Here is a 26,266-nt window from a genome sequence, read left to right on the forward strand (position 1 = left end):
TCACCAGGCAAATCACGGCCGGCAGGGGCCCGGGTCATATAGCGGAACCGGACTGGTGCCCTGCGGACTTTGTGCCCGCGGGAAACAAAACGGGGGAGATCTGAAAACGCCTGAAGGTCTGTGGAAGGATCCCTCTTGGTCGCCTCGAGCACCTCTAATGTAAATAACGCAGGAACCGCTATCAATGCCGACAGCACCGACGGTGCCACTCGCCGGCTCTCATTCGCAAAGATTCACGAACCGCTTGATGTTCCGAATCTTCTCGCTCTGCAGACGGACAGCTTTGACTGGCTCGTCGGAAACGAACGCTGGCAGGCGCGGGTTGCGAAGGCCGTCGAGGAAGGCGACCTGAGCGTCGCCACCACGTCCGGACTTGCCGACATCTTCGAAGAGATCTCCCCGATCGAAGATTTCCAGGGCACCATGTCCCTGAGCTTCTCCGAGCCGGAGTTCGCTGACCCCAAGTACACCATGGCCGAGTGCAAGGACCGCGACGCCACCTACTCGGCGCCGCTGTACGTCAAGGCCGAGTTCATGAACAACAACACGGGCGAAATCAAGCAGCAGACCGTGTTCATGGGCGACTTCCCCCTCATGACGGAGAAGGGCACCTTCGTCGTCAACGGCACCGAGCGTGTCGTCGTTTCCCAGCTGGTCCGTTCCCCGGGCGCCTACTTCGAGCGTGCCGCGGACAAGACCAGTGACAAGGACATCTTCACCGCGCGCATCATCCCGTCCCGCGGTGCATGGTTCGAGCTCGAGATCGACAAGCGCGACCAGGTCGGCGTCCGCCTCGACCGCAAGCGCAAGCAGTCCGTCACCGTGCTGCTGAAGGCCCTCGGCTGGACCGACGGCCAGATCCTCGAAGAGTTCGGCCAGTACGACTCCATGCGTGCAACGCTGGAGAAGGACACCACCGAAACCCGCGAAGACGCGCTCCTGGACATCTACCGCAAGCTGCGCCCGGGCGAGCCGCCCACTGTCGAAGCTGCCGAGGCCCTGCTGCGCAACCTCTACTTCGAGCCCAAGCGCTACGACCTTGCGAAGGTCGGCCGGTACAAGATCAACCGCAAGCTCGGCATCGACCGCTCCCTTGGCGACAAGGAAGCTTCGGTCCTGCACGTTGAAGACATCGTTGCCATGATCAAGTTCCTCGTCGCGCTGCACGCCGGCGAGAAGACCATCATCGGCAAGCGCGACGGCGAAGACCACGAGATCCGCGTCGAGATCGACGACATCGACCACTTCGGCAACCGTCGCATCCGCGCCGTCGGCGAACTGATCGAGAACCAGGTCCGCACGGGCCTGTCCCGCATGGAGCGCGTCGTCCGCGAACGCATGACCACGCAGGACGTCGAGGCCATCACGCCGCAGACCCTGATCAACATCCGCCCGGTGGTAGCAGCCATCAAGGAGTTCTTCGGAACCTCCCAGCTGTCCCAGTTCATGGACCAGAACAACCCGCTTTCGGGCCTGACCCACAAGCGCCGCCTGTCGGCCCTTGGCCCGGGTGGTCTGTCCCGTGACCGCGCCGGCATGGAAGTCCGTGACGTCCACCCGTCGCACTACGGACGTATGTGCCCCATCGAAACCCCTGAAGGCCCGAACATCGGCCTGATCGGTTCGCTGGCGTCGTACGGCCGCATCAACCCCTTCGGTTTCATCGAAACTCCGTACCGCCTGGTTGCCAACGGTGTTGTCTCCGACGAGGTCCAGTACCTGACGGCCGACGACGAAGCCGAGGTGCTGATCGCCCAGGCCAACGCACCCTTGGACCCGAACAACAAGTTCTCCGAAGAGACCGTGCTTGTCCGTGCCCGTGGTGGTGGAGGCGAGCCCGTGCTCGTTCCCGCCGACGACGTCCAGTTCATGGACGTTTCCCCGCGCCAGATGGTGTCCGTGGCTACGGCCCTGATTCCATTCCTCGAGCACGACGACGCCAACCGCGCCCTCATGGGTGCGAACATGCAGCGCCAGGCAGTGCCGCTGGTCCGTTCCGAGGCCCCGTTCGTGGGTACCGGCATGGAGCGCGCGGCAGCCGTTGACGCCGGCGACGTTGTGATCGCCAAGAAGGCCGGTGTGGTGGGCGAAGTTTCCGCCGACCTCGTCACCATGCTCAACGACGACGGCACCGAGTCCAGCTACCGGATCAGTAAGTTCGCCCGTTCCAACCAGGGCAACTGCTACAACCACCGCGTCCTGGTGAGCGAAGGCCAGCGCTTGGAAGTCGGCGGCATCATCGCCGACGGCCCGGCAACGGACCAGGGTGAACTCGCCCTCGGCAAGAACCTGCTCGTGGCATTCATGTCATGGGAAGGCCACAACTTCGAAGACGCCATCATCCTGTCCCAGCGCATCGTGGCCGAGGACGTCCTGTCCTCCATCCACATCGAGGAGCACGAGATCGATGCCCGCGACACCAAGCTTGGTGCCGAGGAAATCACCCGTGACATCCCGAACGTGTCCGAGGAAGTCCTGGCGGGCCTGGACGAGCGAGGCATCATCCACATCGGTGCCGAGGTCGAGGCCGGCGACATCCTGGTCGGCAAGGTCACCCCGAAGGGTGAAACCGAACTGACTCCGGAAGAGCGCCTGCTGCGCGCCATCTTCGGCGAGAAGTCCCGCGAAGTGCGTGACACCTCCCTGAAGGTGCCCCACGGCGAGTCCGGTACCGTCATCGGCGTCCGCGTCTTCGACCGCGACAACGACGACGAGCTGCCCCCGGGCGTGAACCAGCTGGTCCGCGTCTACGTCGCCGCCAAGCGCAAGATCACCGACGGTGACAAGCTCGCCGGCCGCCACGGCAACAAGGGTGTCATCTCCAAGATCCTGCCGGTCGAGGACATGCCGTTCCTCGCCGACGGCACCCCGGTGGACATCGTCCTGAACCCGCTGGGTGTTCCGGGCCGTATGAACGTCGGCCAGGTCCTGGAAACCCACCTCGGTTGGGTTGCCAAGACCGGTTGGAAGATCGAAGGCGAGCCGGAGTGGGTCAAGAACCTGCCGAACCTGCCGCGCGAGACTTCCGCGAACCAGACCCTCGCCACCCCGGTGTTCGATGGTGCCCGCGAAGAGGAAATCACGGGCCTGCTGGATTCGACCAACGTGACCCGCGACGGCGACCGCCTGATCGACTCCTCCGGTAAGACCCGTCTGTTCGACGGCCGCTCCGGCGAGCCGTTCCCGGACCCGATCTCCGTCGGCTACATGTACATCCTGAAGCTCCACCACCTGGTGGACGACAAGATCCACGCCCGCTCCACCGGCCCGTACTCCATGATCACCCAGCAGCCGCTTGGTGGTAAGGCTCAGTTCGGTGGCCAGCGCTTCGGTGAAATGGAAGTGTGGGCCCTTGAGGCCTATGGCGCTGCCTACACGCTCCAGGAACTGCTCACGATCAAGTCGGATGACATCCACGGCCGCGTGAAGGTCTACGAAGCCATCGTCAAGGGCGAGAACATCCCCGAGCCTGGCGTTCCGGAATCCTTCAAGGTCTTGATCAAGGAAATGCAGTCGCTGTGCCTGAACGTGGAAGTCCTTTCCACCGACGGCACGACGATCGAAATGCGTGACTCTGATGACGCAGTCTTTACGGCTGCGGAAGAACTGGGCATCGATCTGTCTCGTGCAGAGCCCAGCTCCGTAGAAGAGGTCTAGCGAGCCGGCGACGGCGGCCTCCCGCCGCCGTCGCGCTCCTCCTCTTTCCGTAAACCAAGACTTCAGAATTTAGAGAACAAGAGAGAACAGGGACCATATGTCCAGCGAATCCTCCTTCGGCCTCATGCAGATCGGCCTCGCCACCGCGGAAGACATCCGTGGCTGGTCTTACGGCGAGGTTAAGAAGCCGGAAACCATCAACTACCGCACGCTCAAGCCCGAGAAGGACGGCCTCTTCTGCGAGAAGATCTTCGGCCCGTCCCGCGACTGGGAATGCTACTGCGGCAAGTACAAGCGCGTCCGCTTCAAGGGCATCATCTGTGAGCGTTGTGGCGTCGAAGTCACCCGCGCCAAGGTGCGCCGTGAGCGCATGGGCCACATCGAACTGGCCGCGCCTGTAACCCACATCTGGTACTTCAAGGGTGTTCCCTCCCGCCTGGGCTACCTCCTTGACCTCGCGCCGAAGGACCTCGAAAAGGTCATCTACTTCGCCGCGTACATGATCACCAGCGTTGACACCGAGAGCCGCCACGCGGAACTGCCGAACCTCCAGGTGGAGCACGACCTCGAGAAGAAGCAGCTCGTCGACAACCGCGACAGCGACATCGCCACGATCGCCCGCGACCTTGAGGACGAGCTTGCCCGCCTCGAGGGCGAAGGCGCCAAGGCCGCCGACAAGAAGAAGGCCCGCGACTCCGCCGACCGCCAGATGGCGAACGTGCGCAAGCGTGCCGACGCCGAGATCGAGCGCCTCGAGCAGGTCTGGGACCGCTTCAAGAACCTGAAGGTCGCCGACCTTGAAGGTGACGAGGCCCTGTACCGCGAACTGCGTGACCGCTACGGCATGTACTTCGAAGGCTCCATGGGTGCCGAAGCCATCAAGAAGCGCCTTGAGAACTTCGACATGCAGGCAGAGGCTGAGTCGCTGCGCGACACCATCCAGAACGGCAAGGGCCAGCGCAAGACCCGCGCCCTGAAGCGCCTGAAGGTCGTCAACGCGTTCCTGACCACCAACAACAGCCCGCTCGGCATGGTGCTGGACGCCGTCCCGGTGATCCCGCCGGAACTGCGCCCGATGGTCCAGCTGGACGGTGGCCGCTTCGCGACCTCCGACCTCAACGACCTCTACCGCCGCGTGATCAACCGCAACAACCGACTCAAGCGACTGCTTGACCTCGGTGCCCCGGAGATCATCGTCAACAACGAGAAGCGCATGCTTCAGGAAGCTGTTGACAGCCTCTTCGACAACGGCCGCCGCGGCCGTCCGGTCACGGGTCCGGGCAACCGTCCGCTGAAGTCCCTGAGCGACATGCTCAAGGGCAAGCAGGGCCGTTTCCGCCAGAACCTGCTCGGCAAGCGCGTCGACTACTCCGGCCGTTCGGTCATCGTCGTCGGCCCGCAGCTGAAGCTGCACCAGTGCGGTCTGCCCAAGCAGATGGCTCTGGAGCTCTTCAAGCCGTTCGTGATGAAGCGCCTGGTTGACCTCAACCACGCCCAGAACATCAAGTCGGCCAAGCGCATGGTCGAGCGTTACCGTCCGCAGGTCTGGGACGTGCTGGAAGAGATCATCACCGAACACCCGGTGCTGCTCAACCGTGCACCTACCCTGCACCGCCTCGGTATCCAGGCATTCGAGCCCCAGCTTGTTGAAGGCAAGGCCATCCAGCTGCACCCGCTGGTTTGTGGCGCCTTCAACGCCGACTTCGACGGCGACCAGATGGCAGTGCACCTGCCGCTGAGCCCCGAGGCCCAGGCTGAGGCACGCATCCTGATGCTGTCCTCGAACAACATCCTGAAGCCGTCCGACGGCCGCCCGGTGACCCTGCCTTCGCAGGACATGATCATCGGCCTGTACCACCTGACCACCAAGCGGGTTGGTTCGGCCGGTGAAGGCCGCGTGTTCTCCTCGGTCGCCGAAGCCATCATGGCCTACGACGCCCGCGAGCTGCACCTGAACTCCCAGGTGAAGATCCGCCTGGAGAACTTCGTGCCGTACGCCGGCTGGGAAGCTCCGGAAGACTGGGAGCCCGGCCAGCCGGCGCTCGTCCAGACCTCCCTGGGCCAGGTCATCTTCAACCAGACCCTGCCCGAGGACTACCCCTGGGTCGAGGCTGTTGCGGACAAGGGCGAGCTCTCGCGCATCGTCAACGACCTTGCCGAGCGCTACCCGAAGGTCGTCACCGCTGCCACCCTGGACAACCTGAAGGATGCCGGTTTCTACTGGGCAACCCGCTCGGGCGTGACCGTGGCCATCTCCGACATCGAGGTTCCGACGGCCAAGCCGGAAATCCTCGCCGGTTACGAGACCATGGCTGCCAAGATCCAGGGCCAGTACGACAAGGGCCTGATCGACGACGACGAGCGTCGCCAGGAACTGATCGAGATCTGGAACAAGGCAACCAACGAGATCGCCCAGGTCATGCGCGACAGCCTGTCGCCGATGAACACCATCAACCGCATGGTGTCCTCCGGTGCACGTGGTAACTGGATGCAGGTCCGCCAGATCGCGGGTATCCGTGGTCTTGTGGCCAACCCGAAGGGTGAAATCATCCCGCGTCCGATCAAGTCCTCCTACCGCGAGGGCCTGTCGGTGCTGGAATACTTCATCGCCACGCACGGTGCCCGTAAGGGTCTTGCCGATACCGCCCTGCGTACCGCCAACTCGGGTTACCTGACCCGTCGTCTGGTGGACGTTTCGCAGGACGTCATCGTCCGCGAAGAGGACTGCGGTACCGAGCGCGGTCTCATGACCGCGATCGCCGTGCCGGACTCCAACGGTGAGCTGATCCTGGACGAGAACGTCGAGAACAGCGCGTACGCACGCACCCTGGCTGTCGACGTCGTCGACTCCAAGGGAACGGTATTGGCCCCGGCCGGCACCGACTGCGGCGACGTCGTCATCGGCGAACTGCTGGCCGCCGGCATCACCCAGGTCAAGGTCCGCTCCGTGCTCACTTGTGAGTCCAAGGTCGGTACCTGTGCGCTCTGCTACGGCCGCTCGCTGGCCACCGGCAAGACCGTGGACATCGGCGAGGCAGTCGGCATCATCGCCGCACAGTCCATCGGCGAACCGGGTACCCAGCTGACCATGCGTACCTTCCACACCGGTGGTGCCGTCTCCGCCAGCGGCGGCGACGACATCACCCAGGGTCTGCCCCGTATCCAGGAGCTCTTCGAAGCCCGTACTCCGAAGGGTGTTGCGCCGATCGCCGAAGCGGCCGGACGCATCTCCATCGAAGAGTCCGAGCGCCAGATGCGCCTGATCATCACCCCGGACGACGGTTCCGAGGAGATCGCCTACCCGGTGCTGCGCCGTTCCCGCCTCCTCATCGAGGACGGCGAGCACGTCAGCGTCGGCCAGAAGCTGATCAACGGTCCGGTGGACCCGAAGCAGGTTCTGCGCATCATGGGTCCGCGTGCCGCCCAGAAGTTCCTGGTGGACGAGGTCCAGGGCGTTTACCGCAGCCAGGGCATCGGCATCCACGACAAGCACGTGGAAGTCATCGTCCGTCAGATGCTGCGCCGCGTGACCGTCATCGAATCCGGCGACTCCGAGCTGCTTCCGGGCGAGCTCGCCGAGCGCTCACGCTTCGAAGACGAGAACCGCCGCGTGGTGTCCGAGGGTCTTACCCCGGCTTCCGGCCGTCCGGAACTCATGGGTATCACCAAGGCGTCCCTGGCAACTGAGTCCTGGCTGTCGGCTGCTTCCTTCCAGGAGACCACCCGCGTCCTGACGCAGGCGGCCATGGAAGGCAAGAGCGACCCGTTGCTGGGCCTCAAGGAGAACGTCATCATCGGTAAGCTCATCCCGGCCGGTACGGGCCTGCCCCGTTACACCGAGGTCACCGTGGAGCCGACTGAAGAAGCAAAGGCAAGCCTGTTCACAGGCCCCAGCGCCTTCACCGACTTCTCGTACGACGCCCTGGGCGGCGATGGAGCTCCCGAGTTCCACGCCATCCCGCTGGATGACTACGACCTGGGCAACGACTTCCGCTGATCGGAAGCCTGAACCAGGCTGTCAGGCAAGAAGGGAAGCCCCTGTGTCCACCGGACACGGGGGCTTCCCTGTGTCTGCCGCGCGGTCGTACACCGTTCAGGGCGGCTCGGCAAGCCATGCTAGACTTTTCGTAATTGTTCTGTGTGGCAGTGGATGAAGGCCGCCACGGCGTCATTTTGGTTTTGTTCTCATGATGCCGGGTGGAGCTTGTTTCCGGGTTGCGGGCAACTTGCGCAACGAATGCCGCACTTTTGCACGCCCACCGGACTTTTGGGTCCGGAAGCTGCATGAGCAACGCCAAAGCTTCCACGTCCCGGGCTGGCGCCTGGTGTGGTGGCAGAGATCAAATTACGGAGAACACGAAAGTGCCTACGATTAACCAGCTGGTCCGCAAGGGCCGCACGCCGAAGGTCTCCAAGACCAAGGCTCCCGCGCTGAAGGGCAGCCCGATGCGCCGCGGTGTTTGCACCCGCGTTTACACCACCACCCCGAAGAAGCCGAACTCGGCCCTTCGTAAGGTCGCACGTGTGCGCCTGAACGGTGGCGTTGAAGTTACCGCCTACATCCCCGGTGTTGGCCACAACCTGCAGGAGCACTCCATCGTGCTCGTCCGCGGTGGTCGTGTTAAGGACCTCCCGGGTGTCCGCTACAAGATCGTCCGTGGTGCACTCGACACCCAGGGTGTGAAGAACCGCAAGCAGGCCCGCAGCCGCTACGGCGCAAAGATGGAGAAGAAGTAATATGCCTCGCAAGGGTCCGGCCCCCAAGCGGCCGCTCGTTTCCGATCCCGTTTACGGCTCCCCGTTGGTCACCCAGCTGATCAACAAGGTCCTGATCGACGGCAAGAAGTCCACTGCAGAGCGCATCGTTTACGGTGCTCTTGAAGGTGCCCGCGCCAAGACCGGCGGCGACCCCGTTGCCGCTCTGAAGAAGGCCATGGACAACGTCAAGCCTTCCCTCGAGGTCCGCTCCCGCCGTGTCGGTGGCGCCACCTACCAGGTTCCCGTTGAGGTCAAGCCGGGCCGTTCCACCGCCCTGGCTCTGCGTTGGCTCGTGGGCTACTCCAAGGCCCGCCGCGAGAAGACCATGACCGAGCGCCTCCAGAACGAAATCCTGGATGCCTCCAACGGTCTCGGTGCCGCTGTGAAGCGTCGCGAAGACACCCACAAGATGGCCGAGTCCAACAAGGCCTTCGCCCACTACCGCTGGTAATACTTCCGTTCGCCGCCGGCTCACCGAGCCGGCGGCGCACGCGTAGTTCATCCGAAAGGGAGACCCCGTGGCACAGGACGTGCTTACTGACCTTAACAAGGTCCGCAACATCGGCATCATGGCGCACATCGATGCCGGTAAGACCACCACTACCGAGCGCATCCTGTTCTACACGGGTGTGAACCACAAGATCGGCGAAACGCACGACGGCGCTTCGACGACCGACTGGATGGAACAGGAAAAGGAACGCGGCATCACCATCACGTCTGCCGCCGTGACCTGCTTCTGGAACAAGAACCAGATCAACATCATCGACACCCCCGGCCACGTTGACTTCACGGTTGAGGTTGAGCGCTCCCTGCGCGTCCTCGACGGTGCTGTTGCCGTGTTCGACGGCAAGGAAGGCGTGGAGCCGCAGTCCGAGACTGTGTGGCGCCAGGCTGACAAGTACAACGTTCCGCGTATCTGCTTCGTCAACAAGATGGACAAGCTCGGCGCTGACTTCTACTTCACCGTGGACACCATCATCAGCCGCCTCGGTGCCAAGCCGTTGGTCATGCAGCTGCCGATCGGTTCCGAGAACGACTTCGTCGGTGTCGTCGACCTGCTCGAAATGCGCGCCCTCGTGTGGCCCGGCGATGCCAAGGGCGACGTGACCATGGGTGCTTCCTACGAGGTCCAGGAAATCCCTGCCGACCTCAAGGAAAAGGCCGAGGAATACCGCGCACAGCTCGTTGAGGCTGTTGCCGAGGCTTCCGAGGAACTCATGGAGAAGTACCTCGAAGGCGAAGAAATCAGCGTCGAGGAGCTCAAGGCCGGCATCCGCAAGATGACCGTCAACTCCGAGATCTACCCGGTCTTCTGTGGTTCTGCGTTCAAGAACCGCGGTGTGCAGCCGATGCTGGACGCCGTGGTGGACTTCCTGCCGAACCCGCTGGACGTTCCGGCCATGGTCGGTCACAACCCGCGTAACGAGGAAGAGGAACTGGTCCGCAAGCCCAGCGCTGACGAGCCGTTCTCCGCCCTCGCCTTCAAGATTGCCGCCCACCCGTTCTTCGGCCAGCTGACCTTCGTGCGCGTGTACTCCGGTCACGTCGAAGCCGGCGCCCAGGTGGTCAACTCCACCAAGGGTAAGAAGGAACGCATCGGCAAGCTGTTCCAGATGCACGCCAACAAGGAAATGCCTGTTGAGGGCGCTACCGCAGGCCACATCTACGCAGCCATCGGTCTGAAGGACACCACCACGGGTGACACCCTGTGCGATCCGCAGAACCAGATCGTCCTCGAGTCCATGAGCTTCCCGGAGCCGGTGATCTCGGTGGCAATCGAGCCGAACTCGAAGGGTGACCAGGAGAAGCTCTCCACGGCCATCCAGAAGCTCTCCGCTGAGGACCCGACCTTCCAGGTCTCCCTCAACGAAGACACCGGACAGACCGTTATCGCCGGCATGGGCGAGCTCCACCTGGACATCCTGGTGGACCGCATGCGCCGCGAATTCAAGGTCGAGGCCAACGTCGGCAAGCCCCAGGTTGCGTACCGCGAAACCATCAAGAAGGCAGTCGAAAAGGTCGACTTCACCCACAAGAAGCAGACCGGTGGTTCCGGTCAGTTCGCAAAGGTGCAGGTCTCCTTCGAGCCGCTGGACACTTCCGATGGCGAGTTCTACGAGTTCAAGAATGCCGTCACCGGTGGCCGTATTCCGCGTGAATACATCCCCTCGGTCGATGCAGGCATCCAGGACGCCATGCAGTTCGGTATCCTTGCCGGCTACCCGATGGTGGGCGTCAAGGCCACCCTGATCGACGGCGCTTACCACGACGTCGACTCCTCGGAAATGGCGTTCAAGATCGCCGGCTCCCAGGTCTTCAAGGAAGGCGCACGCCGCGCCAACCCCGTCCTTCTTGAGCCGCTCATGTCCGTTGAGGTCCGTACCCCTGAGGAATACATGGGCGACGTCATCGGCGACCTGAACTCCCGTCGTGGCATGATCCAGTCCATGGAAGATGCCGCCGGTGTGAAGGTTGTGCGGGCGAACGTTCCGTTGTCCGAAATGTTCGGTTACATCGGTGACCTGCGGTCCAAGACCCAGGGCCGCGCTGTGTACTCGATGACTTTCGACAGCTACGCGGAGGTCCCGAAGGCTGTTGCCGACGAGATCATCCAGAAGACCCGCGGCGAGTAATCAGCTTCGGAAAAACCAAGGGTGCGCGCCGTCCGGGAGCGCATCCGATGCAGTGGCCGGGGCTGGGCTCCGGCTCCGTTCCGGCCCTGCATCAACGGATTCCGGGACTGATTTCGGTCCTAGGATCTGAGAATTTCACCAAAACCAAAGCCCCCAAGTAGACTTGCTGGAGTTTCTGCCGCGAAAAGCGCGGCCGAGGAGCAAGTCACTTGAAATCGTTCTAGGAGGAACCTGTGGCAAAGGCAAAGTTCGAGCGGACTAAGCCGCACGTCAACATCGGCACCATCGGTCACGTTGACCACGGTAAGACGACGCTGACTGCCGCCATTTCCAAGGTGCTGTACGACAAGTACCCGACTCTCAACGAGCAGCGCGACTTCGCGTCGATCGACTCTGCTCCTGAAGAGCGCCAGCGTGGTATCACCATCAACATCTCCCACGTTGAGTACCAGACCGAGAAGCGTCACTACGCACACGTTGACGCCCCGGGTCACGCTGACTACATCAAGAACATGATCACCGGTGCTGCCCAGATGGACGGCGCAATCCTCGTGGTTGCCGCTACTGACGGCCCGATGGCTCAGACCCGCGAGCACGTTCTGCTCGCCCGCCAGGTTGGTGTTCCCTACCTGCTGGTCGCGCTGAACAAGTCCGACATGGTTGAGGACGAGGAACTCCTCGACCTCGTCGAAATGGAAGTTCGCGAGCTGCTCAGCTCCCAGGGCTTCGACGGCGACGACGCTCCCGTCATCCGCGTTTCCGGCCTGAAGGCTCTGGAAGGCGACCCGGTTTGGGTCAAGTCCGTTGAGGACCTGATGGAAGCTGTCGACGAGTCCGTTCCGGACCCGGTTCGTGACCGCGACAAGCCGTTCCTGATGCCGATCGAAGACGTCTTCACCATCACCGGCCGTGGCACCGTTGTTACGGGCCGGGCCGAGCGTGGCACCCTCGCCATCAACTCCGAAGTTGAGATCGTCGGTATCCGCCCGGTCCAGAAGACCACCGTTACCGGTATCGAGATGTTCCACAAGCAGCTCGACGAAGCATGGGCCGGCGAAAACTGTGGCCTCCTGCTCCGTGGTCTGAAGCGCGACGATGTCGAGCGTGGCCAGGTTGTCGTCAAGCCGGGTTCCATCACCCCGCACACCGACTTCGAGGCCAACGTCTACATCCTTTCCAAGGACGAAGGCGGCCGCCACAACCCGTTCTACTCGAACTACCGCCCGCAGTTCTACTTCCGCACCACCGACGTGACCGGCGTCATCACCCTCCCCGAGGGCACCGAAATGGTCATGCCGGGCGACAACACTGAGATGTCCGTTGAGCTCATCCAGCCCATCGCCATGGAAGAGGGCCTCGGCTTCGCAATCCGCGAAGGCGGCCGCACCGTTGGTTCGGGACGTGTTACCAAGATCATCAAGTAGTTTCTGCTTGTAGATCGGTAGGAGGCTAGGCGCGCGCCGTTTGGCCGAGCACCTGAAGAGAACCCCGTCGCTTATGCGGCGGGGTTCTCTTTTGTTACGATTATTCAATCGAATGGATTAAAGCGGGGCGTAGGAAACGTGTCGCGGACAGAGGAGCGTGGCGATGTTGAGTGTTCTGGCCAATGCGTGGTTCGGGGTCCTCTTGCTGCTGATCGTCGCGGCCGCGGCCGCGACGGGGTATACCACCGGCCTTGCCAAAGGAAGGCGGCAGGGCGCCCTTTCCGTGAGGGCGGGGGAGGAGCGTTACCGGACTGGGTACCTGGCCGGGCATTTCGCTGGATGGCAGGATGCCGCGGCGCGCCTCGGCCAGGCCAATGCGGCGCCGGCTTCCGTACCGCAGCCGGCACGGCCGGCCGTCATGTCTTCGTCCACCGTCGTCCCTGGCCCGCAGCCCCTGCTCCGGCCTGGCCTGCCGCCCGTGCTCCGCCCGGTGGCGACGACGCCGCGCCGGCCGGCGCCGCCGACTGCAGCAGAGCTGGCTGCCGCCGCGGTCCGCAAGGAAAAGCGTGACCGGCAGAACATCAACATCACGCTCTACGTCGCAAGCCTGCTGCTGCTGGCGTCCTCGGCCTTGTTCATTGGTTCCGGCCTGCCGGCCGCGTTGCGGTTCGCCGGCGTCTGGACCATCACCGTGATGTTGTACGCCGGCGGTTTCGTCCTCGAAGCAAGGATTCCCCGGCTCCGCCCTGCAGCGCTTGCCTTTACCGGAACCGGCCTGGCACTCCTGCCCGTAACCGGCCTCGCCATGTACAACTTCGTGCTCCACCACGGGCCGACAGCGTGGTTGGTGACGTCCCTGGCAGGAACCGTCGCCTACGTCTTCGCAGCCGTGCGGTTGGACAGCCGCGTGCTGGCCTACCTCTCGCTGACCTTCCTGGTCTCCTCCGCATGGTCGGGCATTTCCCTGCTGGGGGCGCCCTCGTCTGGTACTTCATCTGCCTGATCGGCTTGGCCGTGGTCCTGGGCGCCACCACGATGACCGGGCTGCGGGGTGTGCCGTCCGTGTACCTCAGGCCCCTGCAGGTGCTGCATCCCGGCGTTGTTCCCTTTGTTGCGCTGTCCGTGACCTTCGTGCCGCACTTCCTGGGTCGCGGCGAATATGCCCTGGTGATGGCAATGTGCGGGCTGTACCTCGCAGTGGCTGCGGCGTTCCCCAGGACACAGTTCAGGCTGCTGCACTTCCACGGCGCACGTGTGTGCCTGACGATTGCGGTCGCGACTGCAGTCTCGGATGCCGGCGCAGGGCTGGCCGTCACGCTCTTCGTGGCATCCCTGTTGCTGGCGGCCCAGGCGCTTGCGGTGGCATTCGGGGCGGGTCTGCTGTCCCGATGGTTCCCGTCCGGGCCGCCATGGGTGCAGGACGCGATGTTAACCTTCGGCCTGCACCTTGCCCTTGCCATGACTGCGACAGTCGCGCTCTTTTTCGGGCCCGGGCTGCCACTGGGCGTTCCGCTCCTTGCGTCGCTTGCCTGCGCGGTGGTGTTGGCCTGGAAACTGCGCGGCCCCGGTGAGTTCCTCCCGGCGGCCGTGCTGCTTGCCGCAGCTCCGTTCGTTACATCCCTTGGCGGACTCCCGACGGCGGCCCTGCTCGCCGGAGCTGCGGCGGCCTGGCTGCTGCGCGCCTCCCTTCCCGGTACCGCGGGACACCTCCGCGGCAGTTTTATCCTTGCCGCCCGGATTGCCCTCACCTTGGCGGCGCCTGCCCTCGCGGCAGGGATTCTTCCTGCGTCGCCGGAGCGGGCGGCGCTGGTCGTATTGGTCTTCGTCGGGGTGTGCCAGGTACAGGTGTTGCTTGAGGCAGCTGCCGCGAGGACCGGTCTGGCATTGTTCGCGCCGGACGCCTGCCTGGCGGGCTTCGCGGGGGCGGCCCTGGCATTGCTTCCTGTCCTGCGGGTCCTGGACCACTCGGCGGATCTGCAACTGAGTGCGATCGCGGCCTTGGGGCTTGTTGGCTCTGCGGCGGTTGTGGGCCTGCTTGTTGTGCGTGCAGGCGTCAGGGCGGTACCGGAAGCCGACTGGGGTCCCGTCATCCGTGAAATCCTGCCTCCGGGGCTGATGCTCGCCTCGTTTGCGTTCTCCTTCATCGCCTTGCCGCTGGGCTGGTGCAACCTTGCTCTGGCCTTCAGTCTGGGCTACTTCACGGTCCAGTCGATCCGGCTCGGAGGAGCGTGGCGGCGCCTGATCTATCCGTGGGGTGCCAGGGCGCTCTTTACCCTCCTGTTGTGCACTGGCTACCGGCAATACCTCGACGCTGGCGGCAGCCTGCAGCTCGCCGGTGAAACGCTGCAGCTGTCTAGCATTGCATTCCTGGCGTGTGCCATCCAGCTGCTTCCTCCGTTGGCGAAATCAGGGCGGCAACTTTCCGTTGCCGTGGCCGAGGCCGCGGTGGTGCTGCCGTTCATGGCCGGCGCGTGGGCGTTCCTTGCCGTCTTGGGGCCCGGCGGCTGGCAGCCCGGCACCCTGACGGCGGTCCTGGGTATCGCGGCTGCAGCGGCCGGCTTCCTTCTTCGGCGGCATGCCGGGGCGGCGGTCTTCGCGCCGGCCGCGTTCCTCCTGCTTGGCGCGCTTCGCGGAGGCTGGATTCACGAGCTTGAACTGATCCTTGTGATCTTCGCAGCCTTCAGTGCCGTCATGGTTCCGGCATCGGCCCGGCGAACCGCTAAGGGAATATATTTCGCTGCCGCGAGGGTGCTCATGGCCATATTGGCCGGAGTGTTCGCGCAGGACGCCTCGGCCTCGGCCACCGGGGTTTCGCTGACCTTTGCGGCCGTGCTCCTCCTTCAGCATGTGCTCAGCTACGGCATGCGCAAGCGCCTGGCTGCGTTCCCCTTCCAGCAGGCCGCCGTCTGGATCACGCTCGCCGCGCAAGCCGTGCTCCCTTGCGGCTATGCCTTCCAGCAACCCGACGACGGCGGACGCTGGGTCCTGGTGCTGGAACTCCTGCTACTGGGCTGCAGCGCGCTTGGCGCCAGCCGTTGGCTTGCCGCCCGCGGGGCTGAGTACATCGCGGTCCCGGCGGCGACCGTCGCTATATTTGCTGCCGGGCTGGAGGCACCGTTGCACGGCGGGGATTGGCTTGGCGCTCCGTTCCTCACGAAGGAAGGAATGTTCTTCACCCTGCTTGTCCTTGCCCTCGCGGCAATGGCCGCGAGGCTGCGCTTCGCGCCCGGTCCTTCGCCGCGTGGGCGGTGGTTTTGGTTGTTCGCAGCGGTGGGGTTCACCGGTGCAGCCTCCGTCCTCTCACTGGATCTGCCCCGGACTGCCTTCGGCGTTGCGGTCCTGCTCGCCGCGTTCCTGTGCTTCGAGGCCTCGCATGTTGAGCACATCCCGGGAGCATACGGCGCAGCGGTGCCGCTCACCCTCGCCGGAGCACCGGCCCTGGTGGCAGGCCTTCCAGGGGTGGAATTCCGCCCGCTCGCTTCAGGCAGCGCCTGGGCGCAGTTCCAGCCCTGGCTCTATGGTTGCGCCGGTGCTGCGCTCTTGCTCTACGGACTATGCCGTTCCGGCGTGCCGGCAATCCGCCAGGCGCCCTGGCGGCGGAACTCCCTTGCAGCCGGCGCCGCCGTCGGGCTTGGAGCATCCGCGCTGGACGGCCTGTTGCGTGACGAAACCTCGCTCACCGGGGCCGGCCTGCTCGCGGCGGCCGTGGCCATCGCCGTCGCGGAGGTCCCTCGGAAACATGCCTGGAGTTACTGCGAAGCGGGATCGATCCTGGTGGTGGCCGCCGTGCAACGCTCACTGCTTTTCGTCCACGGACAAACGCCGGCCCTTTTTTGGGCGGCGCAATGGTTCGTGGTCCTCGGCGCGGTTGTAGCAATGCTGTGCTACGTGCGCGGGGCGAGGGCCAGGGGTTGGGCCTGGCTGGTGGCAAGCTCCGTCCTGCTGACTGTGTCCGCCGCCGCGACCCTGCTGTCCGGCACGCCGTCCCAGCAACTGTGGATCCTGGCCGGGTGCGCCCTGCTGCTGCTCGCCGGCCTGCTGCTGAGCGAGCGCACCTTCACTTGGTGGGGTGCGCTGGGGGTCGCCCTGAGCGTGCTGTGGGCGCTGCGTTCCTATGCCTTCGCCATGCTCGCGTTGACGGCCTTGGCACTCATCGCCTTCGCGGTTTGGCGGCTGAACCGGACCAAGGACGCCGCCGCGGGCGGGCAGACTCGGGGGTAATGCGCCGGAGGGCCGGGCGTCCAACGTCAGGCAGGGGAGTGGGCCACCGCCGCTTCAGCCCTGTCCTTGGTAGCGTTGTTGCCGGAGAAAGGAGGCATCCGTGGAATTCCTGATTGTGATTGTTGTGCTGGGCGTCCTTGCGGTGGCGGCCGCCGGTGTCCTGTGGGGCCGGAAGTATTTCCGCCACGAGATCGAGCGGGCCAAGCGGATCCGCAGGGCAAACAAGGGGCAATAGCCCGGATTCAGCACGGTCGTGCCAAGTCTGCCGTGACCTTAGCCGGTTTGTCTGCGCAGGCGGTTGCGCCTTGCCCGGCTGAGCGACCTGTACCAGTAGAAGGATTCCTTGGGTGTCCTCTGCAGGGTTTCGAAGTCGACGTGCACCAGGCCGAAGCGCTGCGAATACCCGGCAGCCCATTCGAAATTATCCAGCAGGGTCCAGACGTAGTATCCGAGGACTTCGACGTCATGGGCAATGCCGCCCGGGCCGGTAGCAGCAAGTACCTGGCCCAAGTGCCCCGCCAGGTAATCGATCCGTTCCTGGTCCCGCAGCGTGCCCGACACACGGGCGGGTTCCGGGAAGCTGGCGCCGCTTTCGGTGATGACCACCGGAGGCAGGGCATTCCCGTAACGGTCCTTGAGCGAGCGGAGCATCGGCCCCAGGTGCTCAGGGGCCACAGGCCATCCGAAACCGGTGACCCCGTACTCGGGAAACGGCACCAGGTGGAAGGGCAGCTTGGCCATCATGTCGCTGTCGCCGGCGGGTGTGCTGTGAGTACCACCGCCGGCCGCGATCTTGACCGGGTAGTAGTAGTTGACCCCGTAGAAATCCAAGGGTTGGTGGATCAGCCGCATGTCGTCGTCGGAGGCAGTGCTGAGCATCCTGAACCAGGGGCGCACCAGCAGAGGCGGTGTCGGGTAGGCGCCGGTCAGCAACGGATCCGTGAAAATCCGGTTCACCAGCAGGTCGAAGGTGGTTGCCATCAGGCCGTCCCGGTATCCGGTTCCGGCGGAGCTGACGGGGGCATGCATGTTCGCTACGCCGATGCGGCCGGCTGCCCCTGCGGCACGGAGCGCCTGGACCGCGAGTCCGTGGCCCAGCAACTGGTGATGCACAGCCGGGAGAGCATCGAAGAGGAGCCGGCGGCCGGGAGCGTGGATTCCGAGACCGTATCCCTGCAGGGCCACTGAAACCGGTTCATTCAGAGTGACCCACTGGGTTACGCGGTCGCCCAGCCGGGCGGCCACAAGGGAGACGTAGTCACCGAAGCGCTCGGCCGTCACCCGGTTGAGCCAGCCGCCGTCGTGTTCCAAAGCCAATGGCGTGTCCCAGTGGAAGAGGGTCGCCATGGGCGAAATGCCCGCCGCGAGCAGTTTGTCGATGAGGCGGTCGTAAAAATCCAGGCCCTGTTCGTTCGCGGCACCCCTGCCGTTTGGCTGGATCCGGGGCCAGGACAGGGAGAAACGGTAGGAGTCGACGCCGAGCTCACGCATCAGGGCGATGTCCTCGCCGCTGCGGTTGTAGTGGTCGCAGGCGACCGCTGCCGATCCGCCGTCGCTGATTGTCCCGGGCTTCTCCGCGAACGCGTCCCAGCTGGACGGACCCCGGCCGTCCGCATCCAGGGAACCTTCGATCTGGAAGGCGGCGGTGGCGACTCCGAGGATGAACCCGGCAGGGAGCAGCCGTGCCAGATGCTCAACGGTGTGTCCATCCTGGACGGTCATGACCCCATCATGCTGACCGCCGCGGACTATGGCAACGGGTCCCGGCCGCCCGATTCGCATCTGCCGTGGAATTCCGGCATACTAGGTGAGTTGTTCAAGCGCTCCTTCGCGTCCCGATCCGGATAATGCCGGACGCAGGGTCCAGGCTGGAGCCCAAACATAACCCAGATCCCCAAAGGAACTACGGGTCGTTTTGCGTGAAAATCGCGACACGCCCGACCGCGGGGGTCGGAGCATCGGCGGTTTGAGGAACCCGGATTTCCGGATTCAAGCCGTGCGGTGGGTGGTGGTAGAACCTCAATTGCTTCGGCAGCCACGGAACGCAAGTAAACAGGGCAGCCCTAACCCAGGGAAGCACAGACTGAAAGAGAGTCAGGCGACATGGCGGGACAAAAGATCCGCATCCGGCTGAAGTCATATGACCACGAGGTCATTGATGTTTCAGCGCGGAAGATCGTTGAGACGGTCACGCGCGCAGGCGCAACGGTAGTAGGCCCCGTGCCGCTTCCGACGGAGAAGAACGTGTACTGCGTTATCCGCTCTCCCCACAAGTACAAGGACAGCCGTGAGCACTTCGAAATGCGTACTCACAAGCGTCTGATCGACATCATCGACCCCACGCCGAAGGCTGTCGACTCGCTTATGCGTCTCGACCTGCCGGCCGACGTGAACATCGAAATCAAGCTGTAGGGAGGTGCTGAGAGACTATGACCGCAACCCGTAACGTAAAGGGCCTGCTGGGCACGAAGCTCGGCATGACCCAGGTCTGGGACGAGAACAACAAGCTCATCCCGGTAACTGTCGTCCAGGCTGACTCCAACGTCGTCACCCAGCTGCGCAACGCAGAGGCCGACGGCTACGTCGCCGTTCAGATCGGCTACGGCCAGATCGATCCCCGCAAGGTCACCAAGCCGCTGGCTGGTCACTTTGAAAAGGCCGGCGTGACCCCCCGCCGCCACGTCGTCGAACTGCGCACTGCAGACGCCGCGTCTTACGAGCTGGGCCAGGAGCTTTCTGTTGAGCTCTTCGAAGCCGGCCAGAAGATCGACGTCGTCGGCACCAGCAAGGGTAAGGGCTTTGCCGGTGTTATGAAGCGTCACGGCTTCTCCGGTGTCGGTGCTTCCCACGGTGCGCACAAGAACCACCGCAAGCCTGGTTCCATCGGTGGCGCATCCACCCCGAGCCGCGTCTTCAAGGGCCTGAAAATGGCCGGCCGCATGGGCGCCGTACGTCACACCACGCTGAACCTGACCGTTCACGCCGTTGACGTTGAGAAGTCGCTGCTCCTTATCAAGGGTGCCGTCCCCGGTGCCCGCGGCCAGGTCGTACTCGTACGTTCCGCCGTGAAGGGAGCCTAGTTCAATGACTAGCACTGTGAAGGTAGACCTGCCTGCAGAGATCTTCGACGTCCAGACCAACGTGCCGCTGCTGCACCAGGTCGTCGTCGCCCAGCTCGCTGCCGCACGCCAGGGTACCCACAAGACCAAGACCCGCGCTGAAGTTTCCGGTGCAGGCCGCAAGCCGTTCAAGCAGAAGGGTACCGGCCGCGCCCGTCAGGGCTCGATCCGTGCTCCGCACATGACCGGTGGTGGCGTCGTCCACGGCCCGACCCCGCGTGACTACTCCCAGCGCACCCCCAAGAAGATGAAGGCCGCTGCTCTCCGTGGCGCCCTGTCGGACCGCGCCCGCAACGGCCGCATCCACGTCGTCGCTGAACTGGTTGCCGGCACCAAGCCGTCCACCAAGGACGCCCTGGCGACGCTGAAGGCTGTTAGCGAGCGCAAGAACCTGCTCGTCGTGATCGAACGCGCCAACGATGTTGCTGCACTGTCCGTGCGCAACCTCGCCGACGTCCACACCCTCTACGTGGACCAGCTGAACACCTACGACGTTCTGGTTTCCGATGATGTGGTCTTCACCAAGGCTGCTTTCGAAGCGTTCGTCGCTGACAAGGCAAAGAACGAGGAGGCCGCCAAGTGAGCGTCACCACCATCAAGGACCCGCGCGACGTCGTCATCGCACCCGTCGTTTCGGAAAAGAGCTACGGCCTGATCGACGAGGGCAAGTACACCTTCCTGGTGGACCCCCGTTCGAACAAGACCGAGATCAAGCTGGCCGTGGAGAAGATCTTCTCCGTCAAGGTCGAATCGATCAACACCATCAACCGTGCCGGTAAGCGCAAGCGCACCAAGTTCGGATGGGGACAGCGCAAGAGCACCAAGCGTGCGATTGTCACCCTGAAGGAAGGCACTATCGACATCTTCGGCGGTCCGCTCGCGTAGCGGAGACCACTTTAACGAGGAAATAAATTATGGGAATCCGTAAATACAAGCCGACTACCCCGGGCCGCCGTGGCTCGAGCGTAGCCGACTTCGCTGAAATCACGCGATCGACTCCGGAAAAGTCGCTGCTGCGTCCGCTGCACAAGACCGGCGGCCGTAACAACACCGGTAAGATCACCACCCGTCACAAGGGTGGTGGACACAAGCGCCAGTACCGTCTGATCGACTTCCGTCGCCACGACAAGGACGGCGTCAACGCCCGCGTTGCCGAAATCGAGTACGATCCGAACCGCACGGCTCGCATCGCCCTCCTGCACTACGTTGATGGCACCAAGCGTTACATCATCGCCCCCAACAAGCTGTCCCAGGGCGACTTCGTTGAGGCCGGTCCGGACGCTGACATCAAGCCGGGCAACAACCTGCCCCTGCGCAACATCCCCGTTGGTACCGTGATCCACGCAGTTGAACTGCGTCCGGGTGGCGGCGCCAAGATGGCCCGCTCCGCCGGTGCCTCGGTGCAGCTTGTTGCCAAGGAAGGCCGTTTCGCCCAGCTGCGTCTGCCCTCCGGTGAAATCCGCAACGTCGACGTGCGCTGCCGCGCAACCGTCGGCGAGGTCGGCAACGCCGAGCAGTCGAACATCAACTGGGGCAAGGCCGGCCGTATGCGCTGGAAGGGCGTCCGCCCGACCGTCCGCGGTGTGGCAATGAACCCGGTTGACCACCCGCACGGTGGTGGTGAAGGTAAGACCTCCGGTGGTCGTCACCCGGTCAACCCCAACGGCAAGCCCGAGGGCCGTACCCGCCGCCCCAACAAAGAGAGCGACAAGCTTATTGTTCGTCGCCGCCGTACTGGCAAGAACAAGCGATAGGAGCCTGGACACATGCCACGCAGCCTGAAAAAAGGTCCTTTCGTTGACCAGCACCTCTTTGTGAAGGTCGCCAGGGAAAACGAAAAGGGCACCAAGAACGTCATCAAGACCTGGTCCCGCCGTTCGATGATCATCCCGGACATGCTGGGTCACACGATCGCCGTTCACGACGGACGCAAGCACATCCCGGTGTTTGTCACTGAGTCGATGGTCGGGCACAAGCTCGGCGAATTCGCTCCCACGCGGACTTTCCGCGGCCATGTCAAGGACGACCGTAAGGGCAAGCGCCGCTAAGGCGCTCGCTCTACGGCTAAGACGAGAGAAGGAAAGCAATGGAAGCCAAGGCTATTGCGCGTCACATCCGCGTAACGCCTATGAAGGCCCGGCGCGTCGTCAACCTTGTTCGTGGCAAGCAAGCGAACGAGGCTCTGGCAATTCTGAAGTTTGCCCAGCAGGCAGCTTCGGAGCCGGTATTCAAGGTAGTTCAGTCGGCAATGGCAAACGCCCGGGTCCTCGCGGACCGCGACGGCGTTGCCTTTGACGAGGGCGACCTCTACATCAGCGAAGCGTTTGTTGACGAGGGCCCGACCATGAAGCGGTTCCAGCCGCGTGCACAGGGTCGCGCCTACCAGATCAAGAAGCGCACGAGCCACATCACCGTGGTAGTCGCTACCCCGGAGAAAGAGGAGGCTCGCTAAGTGGGACAGAAAGTAAACCCGCACGGGTTCCGACTCGGTATCACCACCGATCACGTATCGCACTGGTTCGCTGACAGCACCAAGAACGGCCAGCGGTACAAGGACTTCGTCCGCGAAGACATCCGCATCCGCCAGCTCATGTCCACGGGCATGGAGCGCGCCGGCATCGCCAAGGTCGAGATCGAGCGCACCCGCGACCGCGTCCGCGTGGACATCCACACGGCACGTCCGGGTATCGTCATCGGCCGCCGCGGCGCCGAAGCCGACCGCATCCGCGGCGAGCTCGAGAAGCTGACCGGCAAGCAGGTCCAGCTGAACATCCTCGAGGTCAAGAACCCCGAGATGGAAGCACAGCTGGTTGCCCAGGGCGTTGCTGAGCAGCTGACTTCCCGCGTGGCATTCCGCCGTGCGATGAAGAAGGCCATGCAGTCCGCACAGCGTGCGGGTGCCAAGGGTATCCGTATTGCATGCTCCGGTCGACTGGGCGGCGCGGAAATGTCCCGCTCCGAGTTCTACCGCGAAGGCCGTGTGCCGCTGCACACCCTGCGCGCGAACATCGACTACGGCTTCTACGAGGCCAAGACCACCTTCGGCCGCATCGGCGTGAAGGTCTGGATCTACAAGGGCGACGTCACTGCCAAGGAACTGGCTCAGCAGGCAGCTGCTGCTCCGTCCCGTGGCCGTGCCGGCGACCGCCCGGGCCGCCCGGGTGGCGACCGCCGTCGTCGTAACGACCGTCCGGCAGCTGAGGCAGCACCCGCTGCCGTTGAAGCACCGGCCGCTGAAGCTGCTGCTCCGGCAGCAGAAGGAGGACAGGCTTAAATGCTTATCCCACGTCGAGTCAAGCACCGTAAGCAGCACCACCCGGGTCGTTCCGGCGCTGCGACGGGCGGCACCAAGGTCAGCTTCGGTGAGTTCGGTATCCAGGCCCTGAGCCCGGCATACGTGACGAACCGTCAGATCGAATCCGCCCGTATCGCGATGACCCGCCACATCAAGCGTGGCGGTAAGGTCTGGATCAACATCTACCCGGACCGTCCGCTGACCAAGAAGCCGGCCGAAACCCGCATGGGTTCCGGTAAGGGTTCTCCGGAATGGTGGGTCGCAAACGTCAAGCCGGGCCGGGTTCTCTTCGAACTCTCCGGTGTCAATGAAGAGGTAGCTCGCGAGGCCCTGCGCCTGGCAATCCACAAGCTGCCGTTGAAGGCACGCATTGTGCGTCGCGAAGGTGGTGAATAGAAATGGCAGTAGGGTCGAAGGATCTCGCACCCGCACAGCTGGACGGTTTCGACAACGAGCGTCTCGTTGAAGAACTCCGCAAGTCCAAGGAAGAGCTGTTCAACCTGCGTTTCCAGTCCGCCACCGGCCAGCTGGAGAACCACGGTCGTCTGCGCGCGGTAAAGAAGGACATCGCACGCATCTACACCGTTCTCCGTGAGCGCGAGCTGGGCATTCGTGCCGAGGTTGCCGCACCGGTTGCGGAAGCCAAGGAAGAAAAGAAGTCCAAGAAGGCTGCCAAGGCTGAAAAGGCTGAGGTTGAAGCTGGAGAGGACGCCAAGTGAGCGAGAAGGAAACTGTGACGGAAGCAGCAGCCAGCGCTGAACAGCGCGGTTACCGTAAGACGCGTCGCGGCTACGTTGTCTCGGACAAGATGGAAAAGACCATCGTTGTCCAGGTTGAAGACCGCGTGAAGCACGCTCTGTACGGCAAGGTTATTCGCCGCACCTCGAAGATCAAGGCTCACGACGAAGAGAACACCGCCGGCATCGGCGACCTCGTCCTCATCGCCGAGACCCGCCCGCTGTCCGCTACCAAGCGGTGGCGCCTGGTGGAGATCCTCGAAAAGGCCAAGTAAATCCGACGCCGGCGTGCCGGCAGGGATTCACTGGAAGGGCCCGTATTCCGCAAGGGATGCGGGCCTTTCCGCGTTTCGGTCCTGGGGCCGGAACATGCTAGGATATTGAGTTTGTATGGCGCCGTTTGTGCGTCTGCAACCACCTCGTAAACAATCGTGCCATGGCATACCGCCCCGCGCCGGTTTCCCCGGCAAGGGAAGCTGATGCTTCCGGCATGGGCGTTTAGGCCTGCTCTGGCAAAATCCAGGCAGGTCCAGAGACACCCCGATCAACCGTTCCGCAAGGCTCATTCCGTATGCACGTTTTCGGTTTGAGAACCGGCGCGACGCAAGGAGTAAAAAATTGATTCAGCAGGAGTCGCGACTGAAGGTCGCCGACAACACGGGTGCTAAGGAAATCCTTACCATTCGCGTTCTCGGTGGTTCCGGCCGTCGCTACGCAAGCATTGGCGACGTGATCGTCGCAACCGTCAAGGACGCTATCCCGGGCGGCAACGTAAAGAAGGGTGACGTCGTCAAGGCTGTCATCGTTCGCACCAAGAAGGAACGCCGCCGTGCGGACGGTTCCTACATCAAGTTTGACGAGAACGCAGCTGTGATCCTGAAGAACGACGGTGACCCCCGCGGTACCCGTATCTTCGGCCCGGTTGGCCGCGAGCTTCGCGACAAGAAGTTCATGAAGATCGTCTCCCTGGCTCCGGAGGTGCTGTAACCCATGGGTGCAAAGATCAAGAAGGGTGACCTCGTTCAGGTCATCACCGGTGCCAAGCAGGACCGCGGCGGCGACCGTGGCAAGCAGGGCAAGGTTCTTCGCGTATTCCCTGAGGCTAACCGCGTCCTCGTGGAAGGCATCAACCGCGTGACCAAGCACACCAAGGTCGGACAGTCGCAGCGCGGCACCAAGACCGGTGGCATCGAAATCGTTGAGGCTCCGATCCACATCTCGAACGTGGCCCTCGTTGACCCCTCGACCAAGAAGCCCACCCGCGTCGGTTTCCGTGTTGAGACCGTTGAGAAGGACGGCAAGCAGAAGACCGTCCGCATCCGCGTGTCCAAGGCCACCGGGAAGGACATCTAATGACTGAGACTCTCGAGACTCCGGTAAAGATCGTTCCGCGTCTGAAGACCAAGTACGCCGAATCCATCAAGCAGTCCCTGCTTGAGGAATTCAAGTACGAGAACGTGAACCAGGTTCCCCGCCTCGTGAAGGTCGTTGTGAACATGGGTGTTGGAGATGCCGCCAAGGACTCCAAGCTGATCGACGGCGCTGTCCGCGATCTGACCCTGATCACCGGCCAGAAGCCGCAGGTCACCAAGGCCCGTAAGTCCATCGCCCAGTTCAAGCTGCGCGAAGGCATGCCGATCGGTGCGCACGCCACCCTCCGTGGCGACCGCATGTGGGAATTCGTGGACCGTCTGGTCACCCTCGCCCTGCCCCGTATCCGCGACTTCCGCGGCCTCAACGGCAAGCAGTTCGACGGCAACGGCAACTACACCTTCGGTCTGACCGAGCAGGTTATGTTCCACGAGATCGACCAGGACTCCATCGACCGCGTCCGCGGCATGGACATCACGGTTGTCACCACCGCCAAGACCGACGACGAAGGCCGTGCCCTGCTTAAGGCACTCGGCTTCCCGTTCAAATCCGAAGACTAATCAACTACGTAAGAGGTCCGCTGACCTGTCTCCCTAGGGAGAAGAACGGCGGAAACCGCTACGAGGAAGGGCAAGAGCCCAAATGACTATGACAGATCCTGTCGCAGACATGCTTACGCGTCTGCGCAACGCCAACTCGGCATACCACGACTCCGTGACCATGCCGTACAGCAAGCTCAAGGCACGCGTTGCCGACATCCTGAAGGCAGAAGGCTACATCGCCGCCTGGAAGGAAGAGGAAGCTGAAGTTGGCAAGAAGCTGACCATCGACCTCAAGTTCGGTCCGAACCGCGAGCGTTCGATCGCCGGTGTCCGCCGTATTTCCAAGCCGGGTCTGCGCGTTTACGCGAAGTCCACCAACCTGCCCCACGTGCTGGGTGGCCTGGGTATCGCAATCCTGTCCACCTCTTCCGGCCTCCTGACTGACAAGCAGGCCGGCAAGAAGGGCGTGGGCGGCGAAGTCCTCGCGTACGTCTGGTAACGGGAAAGGA

25 protein-coding genes are annotated in these 26,266 nt (G+C 63.4%); 24 read left to right on the top strand and 1 reads right to left on the bottom strand.

Annotation, left to right across the window (positions count from 1 at the left end; genetic code table 11):
• The first annotated feature begins 135 nt into the window (after positions 1-135).
• From rpoB to ACNQPB_RS02910, 9 genes are all read left to right on the top strand, one after another.
• Positions 136-3,657 (top strand): DNA-directed RNA polymerase subunit beta, encoded by a 3,522-nt coding sequence (gene rpoB, locus ACNQPB_RS02870; protein ID WP_498748934.1) that lies wholly within the window; start codon positions 136-138, stop codon positions 3,655-3,657.
• Positions 3,658-3,754: 97 nt separating this feature from the next.
• A complete protein-coding gene (locus tag ACNQPB_RS02875; RefSeq protein WP_498748935.1) occupies positions 3,755-7,654 on the top strand; it encodes a DNA-directed RNA polymerase subunit beta' in 3,900 nt (1,299 codons plus the stop codon).
• A 365-nt stretch (positions 7,655-8,019) separates the two neighbouring features.
• Entirely contained in the window at positions 8,020-8,394 is a 375-nt protein-coding gene (rpsL, locus tag ACNQPB_RS02880) for a 30S ribosomal protein S12 (RefSeq protein ID WP_009358312.1), read from the top strand.
• A 1-nt stretch (position 8,395) separates the two neighbouring features.
• On the top strand, positions 8,396-8,866 hold the full coding sequence (rpsG, locus tag ACNQPB_RS02885) for a 30S ribosomal protein S7 (protein WP_021472399.1): 471 nt from the start codon (positions 8,396-8,398) through the stop codon (positions 8,864-8,866).
• Positions 8,867-8,933: 67 nt separating this feature from the next.
• A complete protein-coding gene (gene fusA / locus ACNQPB_RS02890) occupies positions 8,934-11,048 on the top strand; it encodes an elongation factor G (RefSeq protein WP_498748937.1) in 2,115 nt (704 codons plus the stop codon).
• Between the two features lie 233 nt (positions 11,049-11,281).
• Complete coding sequence (tuf, locus tag ACNQPB_RS02895) at positions 11,282-12,472, top strand: elongation factor Tu (RefSeq protein ID WP_498748938.1); 1,191 nt, start codon at positions 11,282-11,284, stop codon at positions 12,470-12,472.
• A gap of 163 nt (positions 12,473-12,635) precedes the next feature.
• A complete protein-coding gene (locus tag ACNQPB_RS02900; RefSeq protein ID WP_498748939.1) occupies positions 12,636-13,475 on the top strand; it encodes a hypothetical protein in 840 nt (279 codons plus the stop codon).
• Positions 13,421-16,693, top strand: coding sequence for a hypothetical protein (locus ACNQPB_RS02905; RefSeq protein WP_498748940.1), 3,273 nt, complete (start codon positions 13,421-13,423; stop codon positions 16,691-16,693). Before ACNQPB_RS02900 ends, ACNQPB_RS02905 begins: the two co-directional genes overlap by 55 nt.
• A gap of 100 nt (positions 16,694-16,793) precedes the next feature.
• Positions 16,794-16,928 carry a hypothetical protein gene (locus tag ACNQPB_RS02910; protein ID WP_498748941.1) on the top strand — a complete coding sequence of 45 codons (135 nt, stop codon included), beginning with the start codon at positions 16,794-16,796 and terminating at the stop codon, positions 16,926-16,928.
• 38 nt (positions 16,929-16,966) lie between these two features.
• Here ACNQPB_RS02910 and ACNQPB_RS02915 read toward each other — a convergent pair whose 3' ends face one another.
• A complete protein-coding gene (locus tag ACNQPB_RS02915; RefSeq protein WP_498748943.1) occupies positions 16,967-18,415 on the bottom strand; it encodes a GH1 family beta-glucosidase in 1,449 nt (482 codons plus the stop codon).
• Between the two features lie 381 nt (positions 18,416-18,796).
• On the opposite strand from ACNQPB_RS02915, the gene rpsJ reads away from it, so the two are divergent.
• The 15 genes from rpsJ (at position 18,797) to rpsH (ending at position 26,256) form a co-directional block, all read left to right on the top strand.
• The gene (rpsJ, locus tag ACNQPB_RS02920) at positions 18,797-19,105 is read left to right on the top strand and encodes a 30S ribosomal protein S10 (protein WP_003803825.1); all 309 of its coding nucleotides are present in this window, start codon (positions 18,797-18,799) and stop codon (positions 19,103-19,105) included.
• A gap of 17 nt (positions 19,106-19,122) precedes the next feature.
• Positions 19,123-19,773, top strand: a complete 651-nt coding sequence (gene rplC, locus ACNQPB_RS02925) for a 50S ribosomal protein L3 (protein ID WP_074587815.1) — start codon at positions 19,123-19,125, stop codon at positions 19,771-19,773.
• 4 nt (positions 19,774-19,777) lie between these two features.
• On the top strand, positions 19,778-20,395 hold the full coding sequence (gene rplD / locus ACNQPB_RS02930; protein ID WP_498748946.1) for a 50S ribosomal protein L4: 618 nt from the start codon (positions 19,778-19,780) through the stop codon (positions 20,393-20,395).
• Positions 20,392-20,697 carry a 50S ribosomal protein L23 gene (gene rplW / locus ACNQPB_RS02935; protein ID WP_070350360.1) on the top strand — a complete coding sequence of 102 codons (306 nt, stop codon included), beginning with the start codon at positions 20,392-20,394 and terminating at the stop codon, positions 20,695-20,697. The genes rplD and rplW overlap by 4 nt, the downstream gene beginning before the upstream one ends.
• 29 nt (positions 20,698-20,726) lie before the next feature.
• Complete coding sequence (gene rplB / locus ACNQPB_RS02940; RefSeq protein WP_074587812.1) at positions 20,727-21,566, top strand: 50S ribosomal protein L2; 840 nt, start codon at positions 20,727-20,729, stop codon at positions 21,564-21,566.
• Positions 21,567-21,578: 12 nt separating this feature from the next.
• On the top strand, positions 21,579-21,860 hold the full coding sequence (gene rpsS, locus ACNQPB_RS02945) for a 30S ribosomal protein S19 (RefSeq protein WP_003803803.1): 282 nt from the start codon (positions 21,579-21,581) through the stop codon (positions 21,858-21,860).
• Between the two features lie 38 nt (positions 21,861-21,898).
• Positions 21,899-22,264: a 50S ribosomal protein L22 gene (rplV, locus tag ACNQPB_RS02950; protein WP_074587810.1), complete on the top strand. Its 366-nt coding sequence runs from the start codon at positions 21,899-21,901 to the stop codon at positions 22,262-22,264.
• Positions 22,265-23,086 (top strand): 30S ribosomal protein S3, encoded by an 822-nt coding sequence (gene rpsC, locus ACNQPB_RS02955; RefSeq protein WP_498748948.1) that lies wholly within the window; start codon positions 22,265-22,267, stop codon positions 23,084-23,086. It abuts the gene before it with no gap.
• Positions 23,087-23,503 (top strand): 50S ribosomal protein L16, encoded by a 417-nt coding sequence (gene rplP / locus ACNQPB_RS02960; protein ID WP_076801229.1) that lies wholly within the window; start codon positions 23,087-23,089, stop codon positions 23,501-23,503. It begins immediately after the preceding gene.
• Between the two features lie 2 nt (positions 23,504-23,505).
• Complete coding sequence (rpmC, locus tag ACNQPB_RS02965; RefSeq protein ID WP_498748950.1) at positions 23,506-23,826, top strand: 50S ribosomal protein L29; 321 nt, start codon at positions 23,506-23,508, stop codon at positions 23,824-23,826.
• A complete protein-coding gene (gene rpsQ / locus ACNQPB_RS02970) occupies positions 23,823-24,119 on the top strand; it encodes a 30S ribosomal protein S17 (protein ID WP_070350367.1) in 297 nt (98 codons plus the stop codon). Before rpmC ends, rpsQ begins: the two co-directional genes overlap by 4 nt.
• A 343-nt stretch (positions 24,120-24,462) precedes the next feature.
• Positions 24,463-24,831, top strand: coding sequence for a 50S ribosomal protein L14 (gene rplN, locus ACNQPB_RS02975; RefSeq protein WP_074587806.1), 369 nt, complete (start codon positions 24,463-24,465; stop codon positions 24,829-24,831).
• Positions 24,832-24,834: 3 nt separating this feature from the next.
• Entirely contained in the window at positions 24,835-25,197 is a 363-nt protein-coding gene (gene rplX / locus ACNQPB_RS02980; RefSeq protein ID WP_498748952.1) for a 50S ribosomal protein L24, read from the top strand.
• On the top strand, positions 25,197-25,775 hold the full coding sequence (gene rplE / locus ACNQPB_RS02985) for a 50S ribosomal protein L5 (protein ID WP_070350370.1): 579 nt from the start codon (positions 25,197-25,199) through the stop codon (positions 25,773-25,775). The genes rplX and rplE overlap by 1 nt, the downstream gene beginning before the upstream one ends.
• Before the next feature lie 82 nt (positions 25,776-25,857).
• Entirely contained in the window at positions 25,858-26,256 is a 399-nt protein-coding gene (rpsH, locus tag ACNQPB_RS02990; RefSeq protein ID WP_498748954.1) for a 30S ribosomal protein S8, read from the top strand.
• Positions 26,257-26,266 lie beyond the last annotated feature (10 nt).

The organism is Curtobacterium sp. LFS079, from assembly GCF_047977865.1.
GTDB lineage: Bacteria > Actinomycetota > Actinomycetes > Actinomycetales > Micrococcaceae > Arthrobacter.